Source organism: Pseudomonas sp. SZ40 (assembly GCF_052958135.1).
In genome coordinates, this window is sequence record NZ_JBQWIF010000002.1 from 200,590 (window position 1) to 215,363 (window position 14,774).

The window sequence follows — 14,774 nt, forward strand, 5'->3', positions numbered from 1 at the left end:
CATCACTCCGGCAGGCGGCTTTCGCCCGCGAAGAGTTCGTCCAGAGTTTCTCGCCGACGCACCTCGAAGGCCTGCTCGCCGTCCACCATCACCTCGGCCGCGCGGCCGCGGGTGTTGTAGTTGGAGCTCATCACGAAGCCATAGGCACCGGCCGAGCGCACGGCCAGCAGGTCGCCTTCGGCCAGGCTCAGATCGCGTTCCTTGGCGAGGAAATCACCGGTTTCGCAGATCGGCCCGACGATGTCGTACTGGCGGCTGGCGCCTTCACGCGGCTGCACCGGCACCACGTCCATCCAAGCCTGATACAGGGCCGGGCGGATCAGGTCGTTCATGGCCGCGTCGACGATGGCGAAATCCTTGTGCTCGGTATGCTTGAGGTACTCCACGCGGGTCAGCAGCACGCCGGCATTGGCGACGATGAAGCGGCCTGGCTCGAACACCAGTGCCAGATCACGATCTTCGATGCGCTGGCGCACCGCCTGGATGTAGTCACCGGCCAGTGGCGGTTGCTCATCGCGGTACTGCACGCCGAGGCCGCCACCGAGGTCGATGTGACGAAGGTTGATGCCCTGTTCGGCAAGGCGGTCGACCAGTACCAGCAGGCGGTCGAGCGCATCGAGGAACGGCGGCAGGCTGGTCAGCTGCGAGCCGATGTGGCAATCGACGCCGACCACGGCCAGGTTGGGCAGCGCCGCGGCGCGGGCATAGACCGCTTCGGCATCGGCGATGGCGATACCGAACTTGTTTTCTTTCAGACCGGTGGAGATGTACGGGTGAGTGCCCGCGTCCACGTCCGGGTTGACGCGCAGGGAGATCGCCGCGATCTTGCCGAGTTCGGCTGCGACCTGCTGCAGGCGCTCCAGCTCGTCGGTGGACTCGACGTTGAAACAGTGCACGCCCACTTCCAGGGCGCGGCGCATGTCGTCGCGGGTCTTGCCGACACCGGAGAAGACGATCTTGTCGGCGTTGCCGCCAGCGGCCAGCACACGCTCCAGTTCACCGCGCGAAACGATATCGAAGCCCGCGCCCAGGCGCGCCAGGACGTTCAGCACGCCGAGGTTCGAGTTGGCCTTGACGGCGAAGCACACCAGATGCGGCAGGCCATCGAGCGCGTCGGCGTAGGCGCGGTACTGCGCCTCGATATGAGCGCGCGAGTAGACATAGGTGGGCGTGCCGAAGCGCTGGGCAACGGCGGACAACGCCACACCCTCCGCGAACAGCGAGCCGTCGCGGTATTCGAAGGTGTTCATGAGCCGTCCTTATCTGTCTTGCGCAGGTGCGGACTGGGTATCATCCGGCAGGTACAGTGGGCCTTTCTGGCCACAGCCACTGAGCAGGGTGGTGACGGCGACGAGCGCGATGAGGGCAGTGAACAGCCGCTTCATGGTCAAATCCTTGTAATAAAGCATAATTGCCCCGGAGTATACCGACCCCCCGGCATGTTGCCTATGCAGTGGGGTTCCCGTCCGGCGGGGCTTTGCCCTGGCATACTGGCGCGCGCCGAACGGGGCGCGGCGATTCTTTCTTTTGCGTACGATGTTGCTGAATCTTTCATGAGGTAAGTGCAATGAGTTTGACCGAAGCCCGTTTCCACGACCTGGTCGATGCCGTGCAGCAGGCGGTGGAAGACATCTTCGACGACAGCGATCTGGATCTCGATCTGGAAAACTCCGCTGGCGTACTGACGGTGCGCTTCGAAAATGGCTCGCAGCTGATCTTCAGTCGCCAGCCAGCGCTGCGTCAGCTCTGGCTGGCGGCCCGTTCCGGTGGGTTCCATTTCGACTACGACGAAGACAACCAGCGCTGGATCTGCGACACCAGCGACGAGTTGCTCAGCGAAATGCTCGATCGCATCGTGGTCGAGCAGTCCGGCGCCAGTCTCGAGTTCGATGAGATCTGAAACCGCCGCTGATTCGGCGCTGGGCGAGGCGCCTGTCGCGTCGCCCTGTCGTCGGCGCTGCTGCCTGAACGAGGCCGACAGGTGCCTGGGTTGCGGGCGTCTGCTGGCGGAAATTCTCGAGTGGGGCAATGCCGATGACGGGCGCCGTCGGGCCATTCGGGCGCTGGCCGAAGAGCGTCTGATGGCGGCGCCCTGAGGCTGCCCTTGTTTATTTGGGTGGCTGTGTTACGGTCGGCTCAACCTGTGCAAAACCCCGTCGTCTCGATGGGGTTTTGCTTTTTTGGCGTCCAGCAAAGGAGATATGCCCGCACCATGGCCAGCACACCGTCCATCACCATTACCCGCCTCGATCTGCAGCGCCTGGAGCAATTGCTCGACAGCCTCGAAGATTTCGGCCCGACTGCCGAAGCCTTGCAGGCCGAACTGGATCGAGCGGAGGTGGTCGGCCACGATCAGGTGCCGGCAGGCGTGGTCACCATGAATTCCCGCGTGCATTGCCGCGAGGAAGGCAGTGGCAAGGACTATCACCTGACTCTGGTCTATCCCCAGGACGCTGGCGGTGAAGGCAAGGTGTCGATTCTCGCACCCGTTGGCACTGCATTGCTGGGGCTGAGCGTTGGCCAGCATATCGACTGGCCGGCACCCGGCGGCAAACAGCTCAAACTTGCCTTGCTGGCGGTGGAGTATCAGCCGGAAGCGGCGGGCGAATACGCCCGTTAAAGCGCCTCGTATCACCTGACTCGTCTCGTGCCGTGCCGAGTCCCGCCCTCTGGCAGCCCGGGGCTACACCCGGGGTGCCGATCAAGTCGGCAGCAGTTCCGGCGTCGCCGGTTTGCAAGCCGTCCCACATTCCTGCAGGTCGATGCTGCGTTCGAACAGGCGCTGCACCGCGGGCTGGTGGCTGACGCCGATCAGCGTGCAGGTGGGCAAGCGCTCTCGCAGGCGCGCGAGCAACCCACAGGCCGCATGTTCGTCGAGCTGATTGGTGGCTTCGTCGAGGTACAGGGTGTCTGGGCGATAGAGCAGGGCGCGGGCCAGCGCCAGGCGCTGTTGCTCACCACCGGAAAGCTCTCTGCCCCATTCGGCTTCGCGGTCCAGCTCATGGATGAGATGGTCGAGCCCAACGTCCTGCAGCGCGCCAATCAGTTCCAGAACCTGGGGTATCTGCGTTGCCGGGTAGGCCAGTAACTGATCCAGGCGACCGCTGGCCAGGTAAGGTTTCTGCGGCAGCAGCAGGCTGCGCCCGCCCGGCAACTGCCAACTGCCGCGGTGATGGGGCCAGAGGCCCATCAGGGTGCGCAGCAAGGTGGTCTTGCCCAGGCCGCTGGCGCCCGCCAGGCGCAGCCACTCACCAGGGCGAGCCTGCAGGGTCAGGCCGCACAGCAGCGCTTCGCCATTTGGGCGCAGCACATCCAGGCCGCAGGTGTTGAGCGCCTCGCCCTGGCTCAGTTCGACCGGCTCCAGCCGCTCCATGGCCTGCTGGAACTGGCCCAGACGCTGGACCGTGGCGCTCCACTCCATCAGGGTGCGGTAAGAGTAGATGAACCAGCTCAATGATCCGTGTACGGCGCCGAAGGCCGTGCGGATCTGCATCAACCCGCCCAGGGTGATGGTCTTGGCCAGGAACGCGGGTAGGGCGATGAACACGGGCACGATATTGCTGACCCGGTCGTAACCGACGGTGAATGTCCCCAGCTTCAGCTCACGGCGCATCAGGCCACGCCAGTTATCGGCTATGGCGGCGAAGCGCAGGCCCAGGCTCTGCCGCTCTGCCTGTTCGCCGCCGTACAGCGCGATCTGCTCGGCATGCTCGCGTTTGCGTAACAGGTCCGCACGAAAGGCCGCCTCGCTGCGTTGGCGCTCATAGTTGAGAGCGTGCAGTGGCTGGCCCAGCCAGTGAGTGACCAGCGTGCCGATCAGGGTATAGATGACCACGGCCCAGACCAGGTATCCATCGAGGGTCACGCTGTAATCGCCGAGGGTGAAGGTCTGTGTACCCGAGAGCTGCCAGAGGACGCTGACGAAGGCGCCGATCTGCATGGTGTTGATGAACAGCGATACGATCAGGCCGACGGTCTTGTCCGCCAGCAGGTGCACATCCTCGGCGATCCGCTGATCGGGGTGGTCCGGCTCGCCGCTCAGCCCCAGTCGGTAGTAGCGACGCTCACTCAGCCAGTGCTCGAGCATGTGATCGTTGAGGTGCTGGCGCCAGCGCAGGATCAGCGCTTTGGTCAACCAGTTCTTCGAGACGATCACCACCACCAGCGCACAGATTGCCAGTGCATAACTGCCCATGAGATCGAGCAGCGCACTGCCGTCGAAGGTCGCCAGGGTGTCGTAGAACGTCTTGCTCCACGCGTTGATGTAGACGTTGACCTGCACGATGCCGATGCCCATGGCGAACACCGAAGCCAGTAGCAACCAGCCCGGCCAACCGGCGCGACTGGCCCAGAATGGGCGTGAAAGCCTGAGGAAAAGATGCAGGGTTCTCATGTTTCGATGCCCTGCGCGGGAAGCACCTGCAGGCGCACTTGATTGCCTTTCGGGAAAAGCTGGCGAGCCAGGCGCTTCAGGGCCGCAGGCTCGAGTGCCGCAGGCAGTCGATGCTGTTCGCTCAGGTAACGCGGGTCGTGCCATGCGCGCTCGCTGAGAATCAGGCGATGCAACTGGATGCCGGGATCCTCGCGACGCAACGCTTCCTGGCGGGTCAGCTCCTGGCGCAGTGCGGCGACGTGTTTCTCGTCGATGGCGTCGGGCAGGCTGGACAAGGTCCGTCGCGCCAGTTGCCAGAGCTCGTCGGCGCGTTGCGGGTCACTGCTGAATCTCAGCTCGCTGTCGATGCGCTGATGTTCAGGGCTCAGTTCACTGTCGAATTGCAGGCTGTAAACGCCTGCCGCTTCGCCGCGCAGGCGCCGCTTCAGCAGGCCGTTGGCGATCTCGCGCAGCGCAGCTACCCGGGCGGCATCCGCCGGGCTCCAAGGATGGGGCTGGAAGCTGCCCGCATAGAGGCTGGCGCGCGGTTCGCGAGCGATGGCCAGGGTGGCCTGGCGCTGACCGGGTTGCCGTGGGTTGGCCTTGCTGAGCAGTGGCTCGCCGCGCGGGATGCCCGCCAGATAACGGTCGACCAGCGCTTCCAGTTCCTGCTCCGGCATGTTGGCCATCAGGTAATAGGTCACTGGAGCCGCGGCCTGGCGGCGCCATTCCACTTCCAGTGCGGCGCGGCTGAGTGCGTCGAGGTCCTTGGTCGTTGGCGACTGCCAGTCATCCTCGCCCTGCTTGATTCTGCGCCAGGTCGCGTCTTGCTCGCTGCGCACGTGATCACGCCGCCGCAGCAGGCCTTCGCGCAGGTCGGCGAGGCTCTCGAGGTAGGCTTCTTCATCCAGAGCGCTGCGGGTCTGCTGCGCCTGATAGAGCGCCAGCAGGCTGCCCAGCTTGTCCACCGTGGCACTGCCCTGCGCCTCCAGGCGCTGCGGCCCTTGAGTGAACGACAGTTGCACGGCTTCGCGCCGTTTCCAGGCATTGAGCTGCTCATCGCTCCAGCCTTGGGGAGGTAGCTGCAGGGCCAGTTGATTGGCGATCTGCGCGCGCCAGGACTGCGCGCCCTGGTACAGAAAACCAGCGCTGGAATCGACGCGCAACTGCGCCTTGCCGTCCGCGCCCTCGGCACGTAGCCACACCAGGCGGTCGCCGTTGCTCAGTTGCCAGTGTTCGACCTTCTCGGCTGCGAAGCTGCGGCGTGTCTCGATGCTACCGGGCGGCGTGCTGCTTTCCAGGCTGGGAATGCTGAGCGCATGTTGTGCCACGGGGGGCTTTGGCGCTTCCAGGCGGGTAGCGGCGAACTGCAGCGCCTGCTGCTCGACGCGTGCGACATCAGGCAGCTTCAGCGGCGTGCCGCCTGGGGCGCTGAGTTGCAGCACCCGGTCCGGGCTGTCGAGCCAACTGACGATGCGCTGTTGCAGCTCGCGCTTGCCGATGCTGTCCAGATTGGTCAGGGCGTTGCGGGCGATGGCCTCGGGGTCTTGCAGCACCCGCTCGCCCAGGGTGGCGTCGTTGAGTTGTCGCACCCAGGCGTCGAAGTCTCGCGCTGCCGGTTTCGCCAGCATGCGCTCAGCGATCTGCCGCACCTCGTCCTTGACCGCTTTGACGTCCTCGTCGTGCAACGGGTGCTGGAGCAGCCGCTCGAGTTCGCGCAACAGGGTCTGTAGCGCCTGGTTGTGGCGCTGACCTTTGACGCTGGCGGCCACCGCCAGTACCCCCGTACGGCGGCCAATCTGGGTTTTCACCGCTGTCAGGCTGCCTACGCCTTCGTCCAGGGGTTGGCGGCGCAACTGCCGTGACAATGCGGTGAGTGCCAGGCGATCCAGCAGTCGATCACGGCCGCCCGCAAGCGTCTGCTCGCGAATGTCCATCTGCTGGAAGCGCATCAGCAGAGCGACCTGGTTGCTGCCGCTCTGGCTGTCCTGTACGCGGAACACTTTCAGCTCGTCGTCCAGCGGCAGTTCGAGGTGCTCGCGCGGGGGGCGTTCGCCCCGTTGCGCATGGCCGAAGTGGCGCTCGATATGCGCGATCATCTGCTGGGGATCGACGTCACCGACGACATTCAGCACCATGTTGTTCGGCAGGTACCAGCGCTGCTGGAACGCCTGCAGTGCCTGCAGTTGCGCCTGCTCGATGGCCTTGCGGTTGCCGATGGTGCGATGCGCCGGATAACGGGAGCCGGTGCGCTGCGCCGCGGCACGTTTGGCGTTCATGCGCTGCGCGACACCCAGGCCACCTCGCCATTCTTCGATGACGATGGGCCGCTCGCGCTGCAGATCGTCCGCCGTGAAGTCGCCGGCGAAGGCCATCGTGGCCAGCGTTTTCAGCGACAGCTCGACACTCGCCGCGCCGTCAGGCGGGCTCAGCAGGTATTGCGTGCGCTCGTAGTTGGTGACCGCATTGAAGTGGCGGCCCTGTTGCCAGCCAGCCTTCTGCAGGCGCTGGCGTACATTCAGGGCGTCGCCACCACGGCTGTAGAACGCCAGGTGTTCGAGCATATGGGCGACGCCGACCTGATCGTCGGCCTCGTCCACCGAGCCGGCATGCACCGTCAGGCGCATGTCCAGGCGGCCTTTCTGCGTATCGATGGGAATCAGGTTGTAGCGCAGGCCGTTGGGCAGTTCGCCACGGGTGACGATGGGGTGCCATTGCAGGGGCGTGTCCCCTGCAGGCAAATGGGTGCAGGCACCGAGCAGCAACGCTGCCAGTGCCGTGAACAGGGTTTTCACGGGATGCATGGAGCGCCTTTTCTTAGAATTGGTAGCCGACTTCGAGCCAGTATTGGCGGCCAACTTCGTAGCTGATGCTGCCGCCTGTCTCACTGACGATTTTGTTCACCTTGTCAGTGACGTTCGTGATATCTGCGGCGACGTACAAGGATTGATCCTTGAAGGTTGGCGTCTGCCACTTCACGCGCATATCCCAGGTGGGTGCGCCGCCTACCTTGCCCACCGCGTAATTGGCATAACTGCTGCCATCGACCACGATATTCGAAGGAGAACCGCTGAAAATCTGCTCGTAGGGGCCCCGGTAGCGGAAGAAGTTACTAACGGTCAGGTTCAGTGCTGGTATGGCAGTAATCGTATTGAGACGAGCCGTCCAGGGACGGTTGAAGTTCCCTGACGGCAGGTCGCTGTAAGGGATCAGTTTACCGTCGAAATACACATCGACATCATTGAGCCGATCCTCGCTGAACACCGTTTCGTAATCCGGATAGCTGGTATACGTCTGGTTCCAGTCAAAGGCTGCCTGCATTCGGGTGCTAGTGCCGGCCAGTGTCAGTTCTTGCAGCGGAGTTATGGCCAAGGTGACAGTTTTGCTCCGGCTTTCACCGGCATTGGTATAAACGTAGTAATTGCTGATTTCCCCAACGTTGTCACCGGCTTCGAGGCCCAGGTAATTAGCACGACTGCGTACAACCTGATTCTTGCCTTCCCGGTTCACATATTTCAGCTCGAAGAGCACATCCTTGAATACTTGACTGAGGCCAACCATCCACTCGTCATCATAAGGGATGTCGATCTGGCGGAATGAGCTCTCATCCACTCCGTAGGAGACCAGAGGGTCGAAGTCGGGAATCACATCGTTGGTCACCCGGGCTCGGGTCTGGCGCGCCCGCAGCGATTCACGGCCATCGGCCAGGCGGTATTTGAATAAATTGCGCCCGTAATAACGGTTGAGCCCGGCGCTGAAGACAGTGCTTTGATCTCCGAACAGGTCATAGCTTGCCGCGAAACGCGGGGCCAAGGTTTTCTTGTCCATATAATCATCTGCATCAAATCGCAGCCCGGGGCGCAACGTCAGACGGTCAATGCGAATTTCATCTTCAAGGAATAGTCCGAGGCTGGTTTGTTCCAGTTCGATCTTCCCTGCGCGGTAGTAATTGAGGAATCCGAAGTACTGGCGCTCGAGTGTGCCATCACGAGCCGTGCCAATGGAGCAATATTCACTGTCAAGGCTACCGCTGACGGTTTGGCACGTTGATGTGTTGTTCGGTGACAAGGTCACCCTTCTGGGCGTGGTAGCAGTCCACGCATCTTGCATCTGTTCATAGCTGGCCTTCTGGTAGTTGAGCTCCAGGCCAGTTATCAGTTTGTGCTCTGTGTTGAACAGCATGGTGGGGAGCAATTCTGCTTTCAGGGCATATTTAGCTCCGGTCTGCTGCTGCTCCAGATTTCCCATTCCTCCTTCTACGCTGGTAGTGGATGCGCCCCAGTTTTTCTGATCGGACCATCGCCACAGCTTGTTGACGTTGCTGTCGGAATTTCTGGAGGTCTGGGAGAAGTTGTAAGAGAGTTTATGGGTGTATGTCGCGTTATCGCCTTTCCAGATCCCTTGTAGCGCGCCGATGTAGCCGCCTTGCTCTATGGTGAAATTGGAGTTCTTTTGGTTTTCCTTGAAATATTCTCCAGTCTGGGGCGCATCGACCAATGTGAACGTGAGATCCAATCGTTCGTTGGGCGTCCAGAAGCCCTTGAGCATATAGTTGTCGATTTCTCGATGCTGGGTCTTCTTGCGTCTGTCGCCCTCACTCGTGAAACCATCGCTGTATGCGTAAAGAGGTATTTCCGACGTCTTCTGTACGAAGTTTCCGATGAGGCCGAAGTTCTCGGTAACGTGCCCCTCGAGTACGACACGCTTGGTTATTTTCTTGAATTCTGGTTGGTTGGCATAGTTACTCGAGTACTTGAAGGCTTCCTCATCGCCGCTTATATGGTAATTGGTCCACTCCGAACGGCTCATGCCTACCGATACCTTGCCGTGGAAGTCTTCGGTTGGGCGACGCGTGACCGCATCGACCACACCACCGTTGAATCCTCCGAATTCTGCGGACACGTTGCTATCGTAGACCTTCACTTCCTCGAGCAGGTCGGCGTCCAGAGCGATGCCGAATGAATTGCTGGGTAAGTTGTAGAGACCGTTGATATCCCTGCGTGAGCCGCTGCTGGCGCCAGGGTCGAGATCGTTGTTGATGCTTACCCCGTCGATCATGAAGTTGTTTTGGTAGAACTTGGCGCCGTTGATGCTGATGTCGGCTGGGTTCAGTTCTCCGGGGGTATTGGAGCTCTGCTGGGTGGTGTCGAATCGGACGCTGGGGTGCATTTTCAACAGCGTCGTCAGGTCACCATTGGCCCCGGCGAAATTCTCGATCGCCCTGCGGTCTATTACGGTCTTGCCTTGAAAGGCATTTTCAGGCGTTGCCAGCACCACTGTGTTGGCCAATTCAAACGCCCTGTTCTGGCTCGCCAACTGATGAAAGGTCACCACCTGCTGCCCGTATTCCCAGCCCACGTTGCTGCCATCGAGCAGTCGTGACAGTGCCAGTTCGCTGCTCATCTGCCCGCGTACCGCATTGCCGCGCAGGTGGCCGACCAGGCTTGGGTCGACGCTCACCTGCAGGCCGCTCTGCTGGGCGAAGGCGATCAGGGCGTCGGCCAGGGGTTGGGCATCTATGGCGAAGCTGTGCTGGCGTTGCAGCAAGGCGCTGGCAGGCTCGGTGCTTTCCTGCGCATGGGCGTTGTGCATGGGCAGCGTGGCGCACAGGCTCAGCAGCCCTAGGCTGATGGAAGCGCCGAGTTTCCGGGCGCCTGTAGAGGGATGTTTGAGCCGGTGCACCTGCTTTTTCATGGTCTTCCCCGAACTGGCCAAGCGGCCTAATTGAAAAGCTAATGCGAATCTGTATCGATTCGTGTTCGAGGCAATGACGCAGCGGCCCGACGAATTTTCAGGAATTCGTGAATTATTTTTTATTTATCGGAAAAACCCGGCTTGCGAGCCCTGTCAGGGGTGGCGCTTGATCACCCGCAGCCACGGTGTCCAGATGCTGACCGTGCCCTGATAGGGCTGAATGACCGCACGCAAGGCCGCGTCCGGATCGGCCAGGGCGTAGACGCCGGTAATGCGCTGCTCGCCCAGTGCCGCATCGCGCAGGGATACCTTGCCGGGCAGGTAGGGACGCAGCTCCTCCAGTACATCGCTGATACGCGCATCGCGCACCACCAACTGGCCTTTCTGCCAGGCTGCGATCTGGCTGACGGGAAGCGTGTCGCGTGTGACTTCATGGCTACCACGCTGCCAGCGCAGGCGATCACCCGCGCTCAATGCGTCTGCCAGCGTGGTGTCATTTTCCTCTACACGCACTGAGCCATGTTGTACCGCTACGGCCAGCCCGGTCTGTCGCAGCGCGACGTTGAACGCCGTGCCGGTCACGGTGATTCGCAATGGCCGTGCATCCACGCTGAACGGCCGGGCCTGGTCCGGAGCCACTTCGAAGAACGCCTGACCGGCCAGCAGGCAGACTTCGCGCTGACCATCGCTGTAGTCCACGGAGATCGCCGATTCGCTGTCCAGGTGTATGCGGCTGCCGTCTTCGAGTTCCACTGTGCGCTGTTGGCCAAGGCCGGTGCGGTAGTCGCTCTGCAGGGCAATGTAGGCGCCGGGGGCGATGACCACTGCCAGGCAGGCGGCCAGTGCGCCTGCCAGCAGGCCGGGCCAGCGGCGTCGACGCGGGCGCGCTGGTGGAACGGCGGCCGTTGTGTGTGCCGCCAGGGTCGGTTGCGGTTGGGCTTGTGGCTCATCCGCGAGTGCAGCGGCCTGGGCCATGCCGGTAATTCTCCAGACCCGCTCCGCCTTGCGATAGGCCTCGGCGTGGCTGTCGTCGATCGACAACCAGGCGGCCAGGTCGCTGCGCAGCCCGGCATCCTCCGGGCTCTGCTGGACGCGCAATAGCCAGTCCAGTGCGGTATGTCTGAGATTGCCGGTCATGGGCGGGACGGGGTCAGGTGAAAAGGTGCAAGAGGTTCGCACAGTCCAATGCCCTGAGCAAAGCACGTAGCAGCCAGCGATTTGGCGAACTCATCCATTGGCCTGCTCCAGCCGATCCGCGCAGTGGCACAGCGCCTGATGCACCAGTTGATGGGCCAGGCCGACGGAGATGCCCAAGGTGATCGCGATGTGCTGCAAGGTGTGACCTTCCAGGCGATGCATTTCGAAGGCCCGGCGTACGCGCTCCGGCAGCTCTGTCAGGGCCGTGTTGACGATGCGCAGTTCGGTGATGCTGCTGGCCTGCTGTTCGGGGCCGGGGCTGTCATCGGAGAGCGTTTCCAGCAGGCTTGCGCTACCCGGCTGGCGGCGCTCGGTGACGCTGCGTCGACTCAGGTCGAAGGCCAGGTTGCGCACGATGCGATAGAGGTAGCCGACTGGGTGGTCGATTGCCGCTTCGGCACTGCCGCGGCTGTTGAAACGCAGCCAGGCCTCCTGCACCACGTCTTCGGCCTGGGCACGGCAACTGACGAGAGAGGCGGCATAGTCCACCAGCGCGTTGCGGTGGGCGAGGTAGAGGTCGAGTTTCTGGCTGGGTGGAGACACGATGATGACTGCCGGAAGCCGTGCACAGCAGGCGTGCCACAGCGAAAGCGCATGTTAGCTCAAGTTGAGAATTGTTATCAATAATCGTCTAGAGGGCACGCAGGGCATTGTTCAAGGCTTCTTCCAGGCTGGCCTTGTAACGCAGGTAATGCACCACCGACGGTTGTCGATCTCCCAGCAGGGCGGAAAGATCCAGGTCGGTTATGTAACAGGGATAGCGTTCTGCCTCGCTGCGTAGGGCGAGAATATGCCGGGCCACGTTGCTGAACAGGCTGTCGCCGTATTCGAGCTCGGAGAATTCCCGGTGGTTGCAGTACAGGCTGATGTAGGCGCGCTGGCCGCTACCCGGTTCGACGATCGCCTGGACATCGTAGAACGGTTGGCTGACCTGCGTCAGTGGCGCGGGGCGCAGCTCCAGGCGCTGGGCACGCAGCGGCGCGGCGGGTTGCAACTGCTGATAGACGATCTCCAGTGGCGCCTGTGGGCTCTCCAAGGTGAGCGCGGCATTGCGCCGGTACAGCAGCGACTGCAGAAACCGCTGCAGGGGCGCCAGCAAGCTGGCTTCGTCGTGGAACGGCGCCTGGGTCCGCCATACCGCACCATGTTCGTCGAGCACGGTGATCTGTGCCTGGGTCTCGCCTTCCTGCAGTCGATAGAACACCTGAATGCAGGCCGGGCGGCTGGCGTTGAGGATCAGTGCCAGGTCTTCGCCCTCCAGCACATTGCGGTCCAGGCGAAGCGGGTTGTACTCGGCGCGGTCCTGGGCGAGGTGTTCGAGCAGGGCGGGCAGGTCATCCAGCGTGGTGTGGCGAACCTCGCCAGGCGCCAACTCGAGCATGTGGTAACGACGGGTGATCTGCAGCAGATAGCGTTGACGCTGACCACTGACGAGGCCGGCGATCAGCTCGCGCACCAGCTCTTCGACGCGCTCGACGATGGCTGCCGCGCGATTGCGGCAGAAGCAGTGCACCCGCACGCTGGGCAGCTCACCATGGGCGGGCAATGCGTTGAGCAGATCGGTCAGGCAGTCGAGCAGGGCGTTGGCGCCGTCGTAGCGGTCGACCAGCAGCTCGTTCCAGCTGTTCAGGGTTATCTGGTCGAGGGTCAGCACCAGGTTTTCGCGAACACCGGAGTAACCCAGAGGGTCCGTACGTTCGCTGGTCATGTGCACGTTCATCTGGCTGTGCTGCTTGAGCGGATCAATGCCGACGTTGACCAGCAGCATGACCTGCGCTGGCTGGCGGGCACGCAGCAGGGCGCTTTCCGCAATGCTGTCCAGCGGCATGGGCAGCGCCTGGTTCAGGCTGGCGAGCAGGTGGCCGAGTTCGAATTCGCTGAGGTCGCTATCGCCCGGGTGCAGTGACAGGTGCGTACCGCTGTCGATGACGCCGTTGCGGTGTGCCCAGGCGAGCAGTTCGATCAGGCTGCGGGCTTGCCGCAGGGGTGCGAAGTCGAGCCATTCCTGAGGCCCGAGGCTGCCATTGAACAGTGCCCAGCGCTCACCCTTCGGCGTGGGGCAGTGCACCAGCGTCAGGGTGTCCTCGCCGAGGTCGGGGGCGATGCCGGGGTTGATGAATTCGACCTTGCCGGCACGGCGCTCGAACGCTGCGTAGAGGCGGCGGCCGAGTACCGCCAGTTCGCGGTTGTCGGGGGCTGCGTCGTCAGTCTGGCTGCGCGCGAACTGGGTCAGGAAGCGATAGCTGTAGTTGAGTTCGTTGACCAGCGCCCGGCGCTCAGCGCTTACCTGGCGGACCTTCCACTGGCTGCGGCTGTCGAGCATGACCAGCTGGCGCTCGCCCCAGCCCCACTCGGCGGTCAGGCGTTCGAGCAGCAGGCGCTGCCAGCTCTTGGCGCGGTTGCGCGGCGGTTTGCTGACCTTCTTGTTGACCTTCAGATACAGGCAGCGGCGCATCAGCTCCAGGCGCTCGGGCTCGCCGCGTGCCACAAGGTATTCCTCCAGGCGCCGATAGATCAGCACATAGGGGTCGAGTTCATCGAGATCCAGCTGGCCGTCGTACACCGACTGCTTGAAACGCAGCGACAGGCATTCGACCCGCGGGTGCTCGCTGGCATAAACCTCGGTCAGAGAGAGCTTGAGGGCCGACTTGTAGGGCGACTCGATGCCCTTGAATAGTTGCCACATGCCGGCACCGATGAACTCTCCTGAAGGCACGTGGGCCAGGTGGCCGAAGTCGATGACATCCTCGTCGCGGACGAAACGCTTGCTCAGCAGTGTCGCGGTGAACTGTTCGTAGCGGTGCTCGTCGACAGCGGGCACCAGCCACCATAGCGGCGTGCGGCCGCCCAGCCAGATCGCGGTTCGGTAGAACTCGTCGAGCAGCAGGAAGTGCTGGGTGGTGCCGCAGTCGTCCGAGGTGAGCTGCGCCTCGCGTTCTCCGGCTCGAAAGCGCTGCGGGTCGATGAGGAAGAAGTGCGCTTCGGTGCCCTGTGTGGACGCCCAGCTTTGCAACAGCTCGCACTTGCGGCGCAGTTCGTCGCGGGCTGCGGCAGTCAGATCGCTGGCGTGGCAGACCCACAGGTCCATGTCGCTTTGCTCGGCCTGCGCCACCGTGCCCAGGCTGCCCATCAGGAACAGGCCATGGATCGGCGTGGGCGCGGGGCCGCGGGCCGGCTTGTAGGCGAACGAGCGAGTCAGGCGCTGTGCCTCGGCGAGCAGCTCGGCACTTGGCTCGTAGCCACTCAGGCCTGCGGGTGTCTGGGCGGATACATAGCCGGGCAGCAGTGGGTGATTGACGTGGAACAGCAGCGGCAGCAGCGTGAGTACCCGTTGCTGGCGCGTCGACAGCGCCTGCATGGCGCGTAGCTGACGCCCGTGATTGACGCGCATGAAGCGTGCGCGCAGCTGAGTGAGCACCTTGCGGTCGATGCCATCGTCGATATTGGGTCGCAGGGGCAGATGGCGCGTCATGCTCGGGCTCGGCCGGGTGATGAGCAAGACTACAGTCGT

Annotated in this window: 11 protein-coding genes; 3 read left to right on the forward strand and 8 right to left on the reverse strand. The window is 62.8% G+C overall.

Features of this window, described 5'->3' with window-relative positions:
- Window positions 1-2: 2 nt before the first annotated feature.
- Together lysA and lptM are read right to left on the reverse strand one after the other, a co-directional pair.
- Window positions 3-1,250, reverse strand: coding sequence for a diaminopimelate decarboxylase (gene lysA, locus ACT9T4_RS02840; RefSeq protein ID WP_499115407.1), 1,248 nt, complete (start codon window positions 1,248-1,250; stop codon window positions 3-5).
- Window positions 1,251-1,259: 9 nt separating this feature from the next.
- Window positions 1,260-1,385 (reverse strand): LPS translocon maturation chaperone LptM, encoded by a 126-nt coding sequence (gene lptM, locus ACT9T4_RS02845; RefSeq protein ID WP_082045717.1) that lies wholly within the window; start codon window positions 1,383-1,385, stop codon window positions 1,260-1,262.
- Window positions 1,386-1,567: 182 nt separating this feature from the next.
- Here lptM and cyaY point away from each other — a divergent pair, with 182 nt between their 5' ends.
- From cyaY to rnk, 3 genes are all read left to right on the forward strand, one after another.
- Window positions 1,568-1,900, forward strand: coding sequence for an iron donor protein CyaY (gene cyaY / locus ACT9T4_RS02850; protein ID WP_042552392.1), 333 nt, complete (start codon window positions 1,568-1,570; stop codon window positions 1,898-1,900).
- Window positions 1,890-2,096 carry a DUF1289 domain-containing protein gene (locus ACT9T4_RS02855; RefSeq protein ID WP_499115409.1) on the forward strand — a complete coding sequence of 69 codons (207 nt, stop codon included), beginning with the start codon at window positions 1,890-1,892 and terminating at the stop codon, window positions 2,094-2,096. Before cyaY ends, ACT9T4_RS02855 begins: the two co-directional genes overlap by 11 nt.
- 116 nt (window positions 2,097-2,212) lie before the next feature.
- A complete protein-coding gene (gene rnk / locus ACT9T4_RS02860) occupies window positions 2,213-2,620 on the forward strand; it encodes a nucleoside diphosphate kinase regulator (protein WP_042552390.1) in 408 nt (135 codons plus the stop codon).
- Between the two features lie 81 nt (window positions 2,621-2,701).
- On the opposite strand, the gene ACT9T4_RS02865 is transcribed toward rnk, so the two are convergent.
- From ACT9T4_RS02865 to ACT9T4_RS02890, 6 genes are all read right to left on the reverse strand, one after another.
- Window positions 2,702-4,393, reverse strand: coding sequence for an ABC transporter ATP-binding protein/permease (locus tag ACT9T4_RS02865; protein WP_499115411.1), 1,692 nt, complete (start codon window positions 4,391-4,393; stop codon window positions 2,702-2,704).
- Window positions 4,390-7,176, reverse strand: a complete 2,787-nt coding sequence (locus ACT9T4_RS02870; RefSeq protein ID WP_499115413.1) for a M16 family metallopeptidase — start codon at window positions 7,174-7,176, stop codon at window positions 4,390-4,392. Before ACT9T4_RS02870 ends, ACT9T4_RS02865 begins: the two co-directional genes overlap by 4 nt.
- Window positions 7,177-7,189: 13 nt before the next feature.
- Entirely contained in the window at window positions 7,190-10,066 is a 2,877-nt protein-coding gene (locus ACT9T4_RS02875; protein WP_499115415.1) for a TonB-dependent receptor plug domain-containing protein, read from the reverse strand.
- A 153-nt stretch (window positions 10,067-10,219) separates the two neighbouring features.
- On the reverse strand, window positions 10,220-11,203 hold the full coding sequence (locus ACT9T4_RS02880) for a FecR family protein (RefSeq protein WP_499115417.1): 984 nt from the start codon (window positions 11,201-11,203) through the stop codon (window positions 10,220-10,222).
- A gap of 90 nt (window positions 11,204-11,293) precedes the next feature.
- Window positions 11,294-11,806, reverse strand: a complete 513-nt coding sequence (locus ACT9T4_RS02885) for a sigma-70 family RNA polymerase sigma factor (protein WP_179539676.1) — start codon at window positions 11,804-11,806, stop codon at window positions 11,294-11,296.
- Window positions 11,807-11,894: 88 nt separating this feature from the next.
- Window positions 11,895-14,735 carry a class I adenylate cyclase gene (locus ACT9T4_RS02890; RefSeq protein ID WP_499115419.1) on the reverse strand — a complete coding sequence of 947 codons (2,841 nt, stop codon included), beginning with the start codon at window positions 14,733-14,735 and terminating at the stop codon, window positions 11,895-11,897.
- Window positions 14,736-14,774 lie beyond the last annotated feature (39 nt).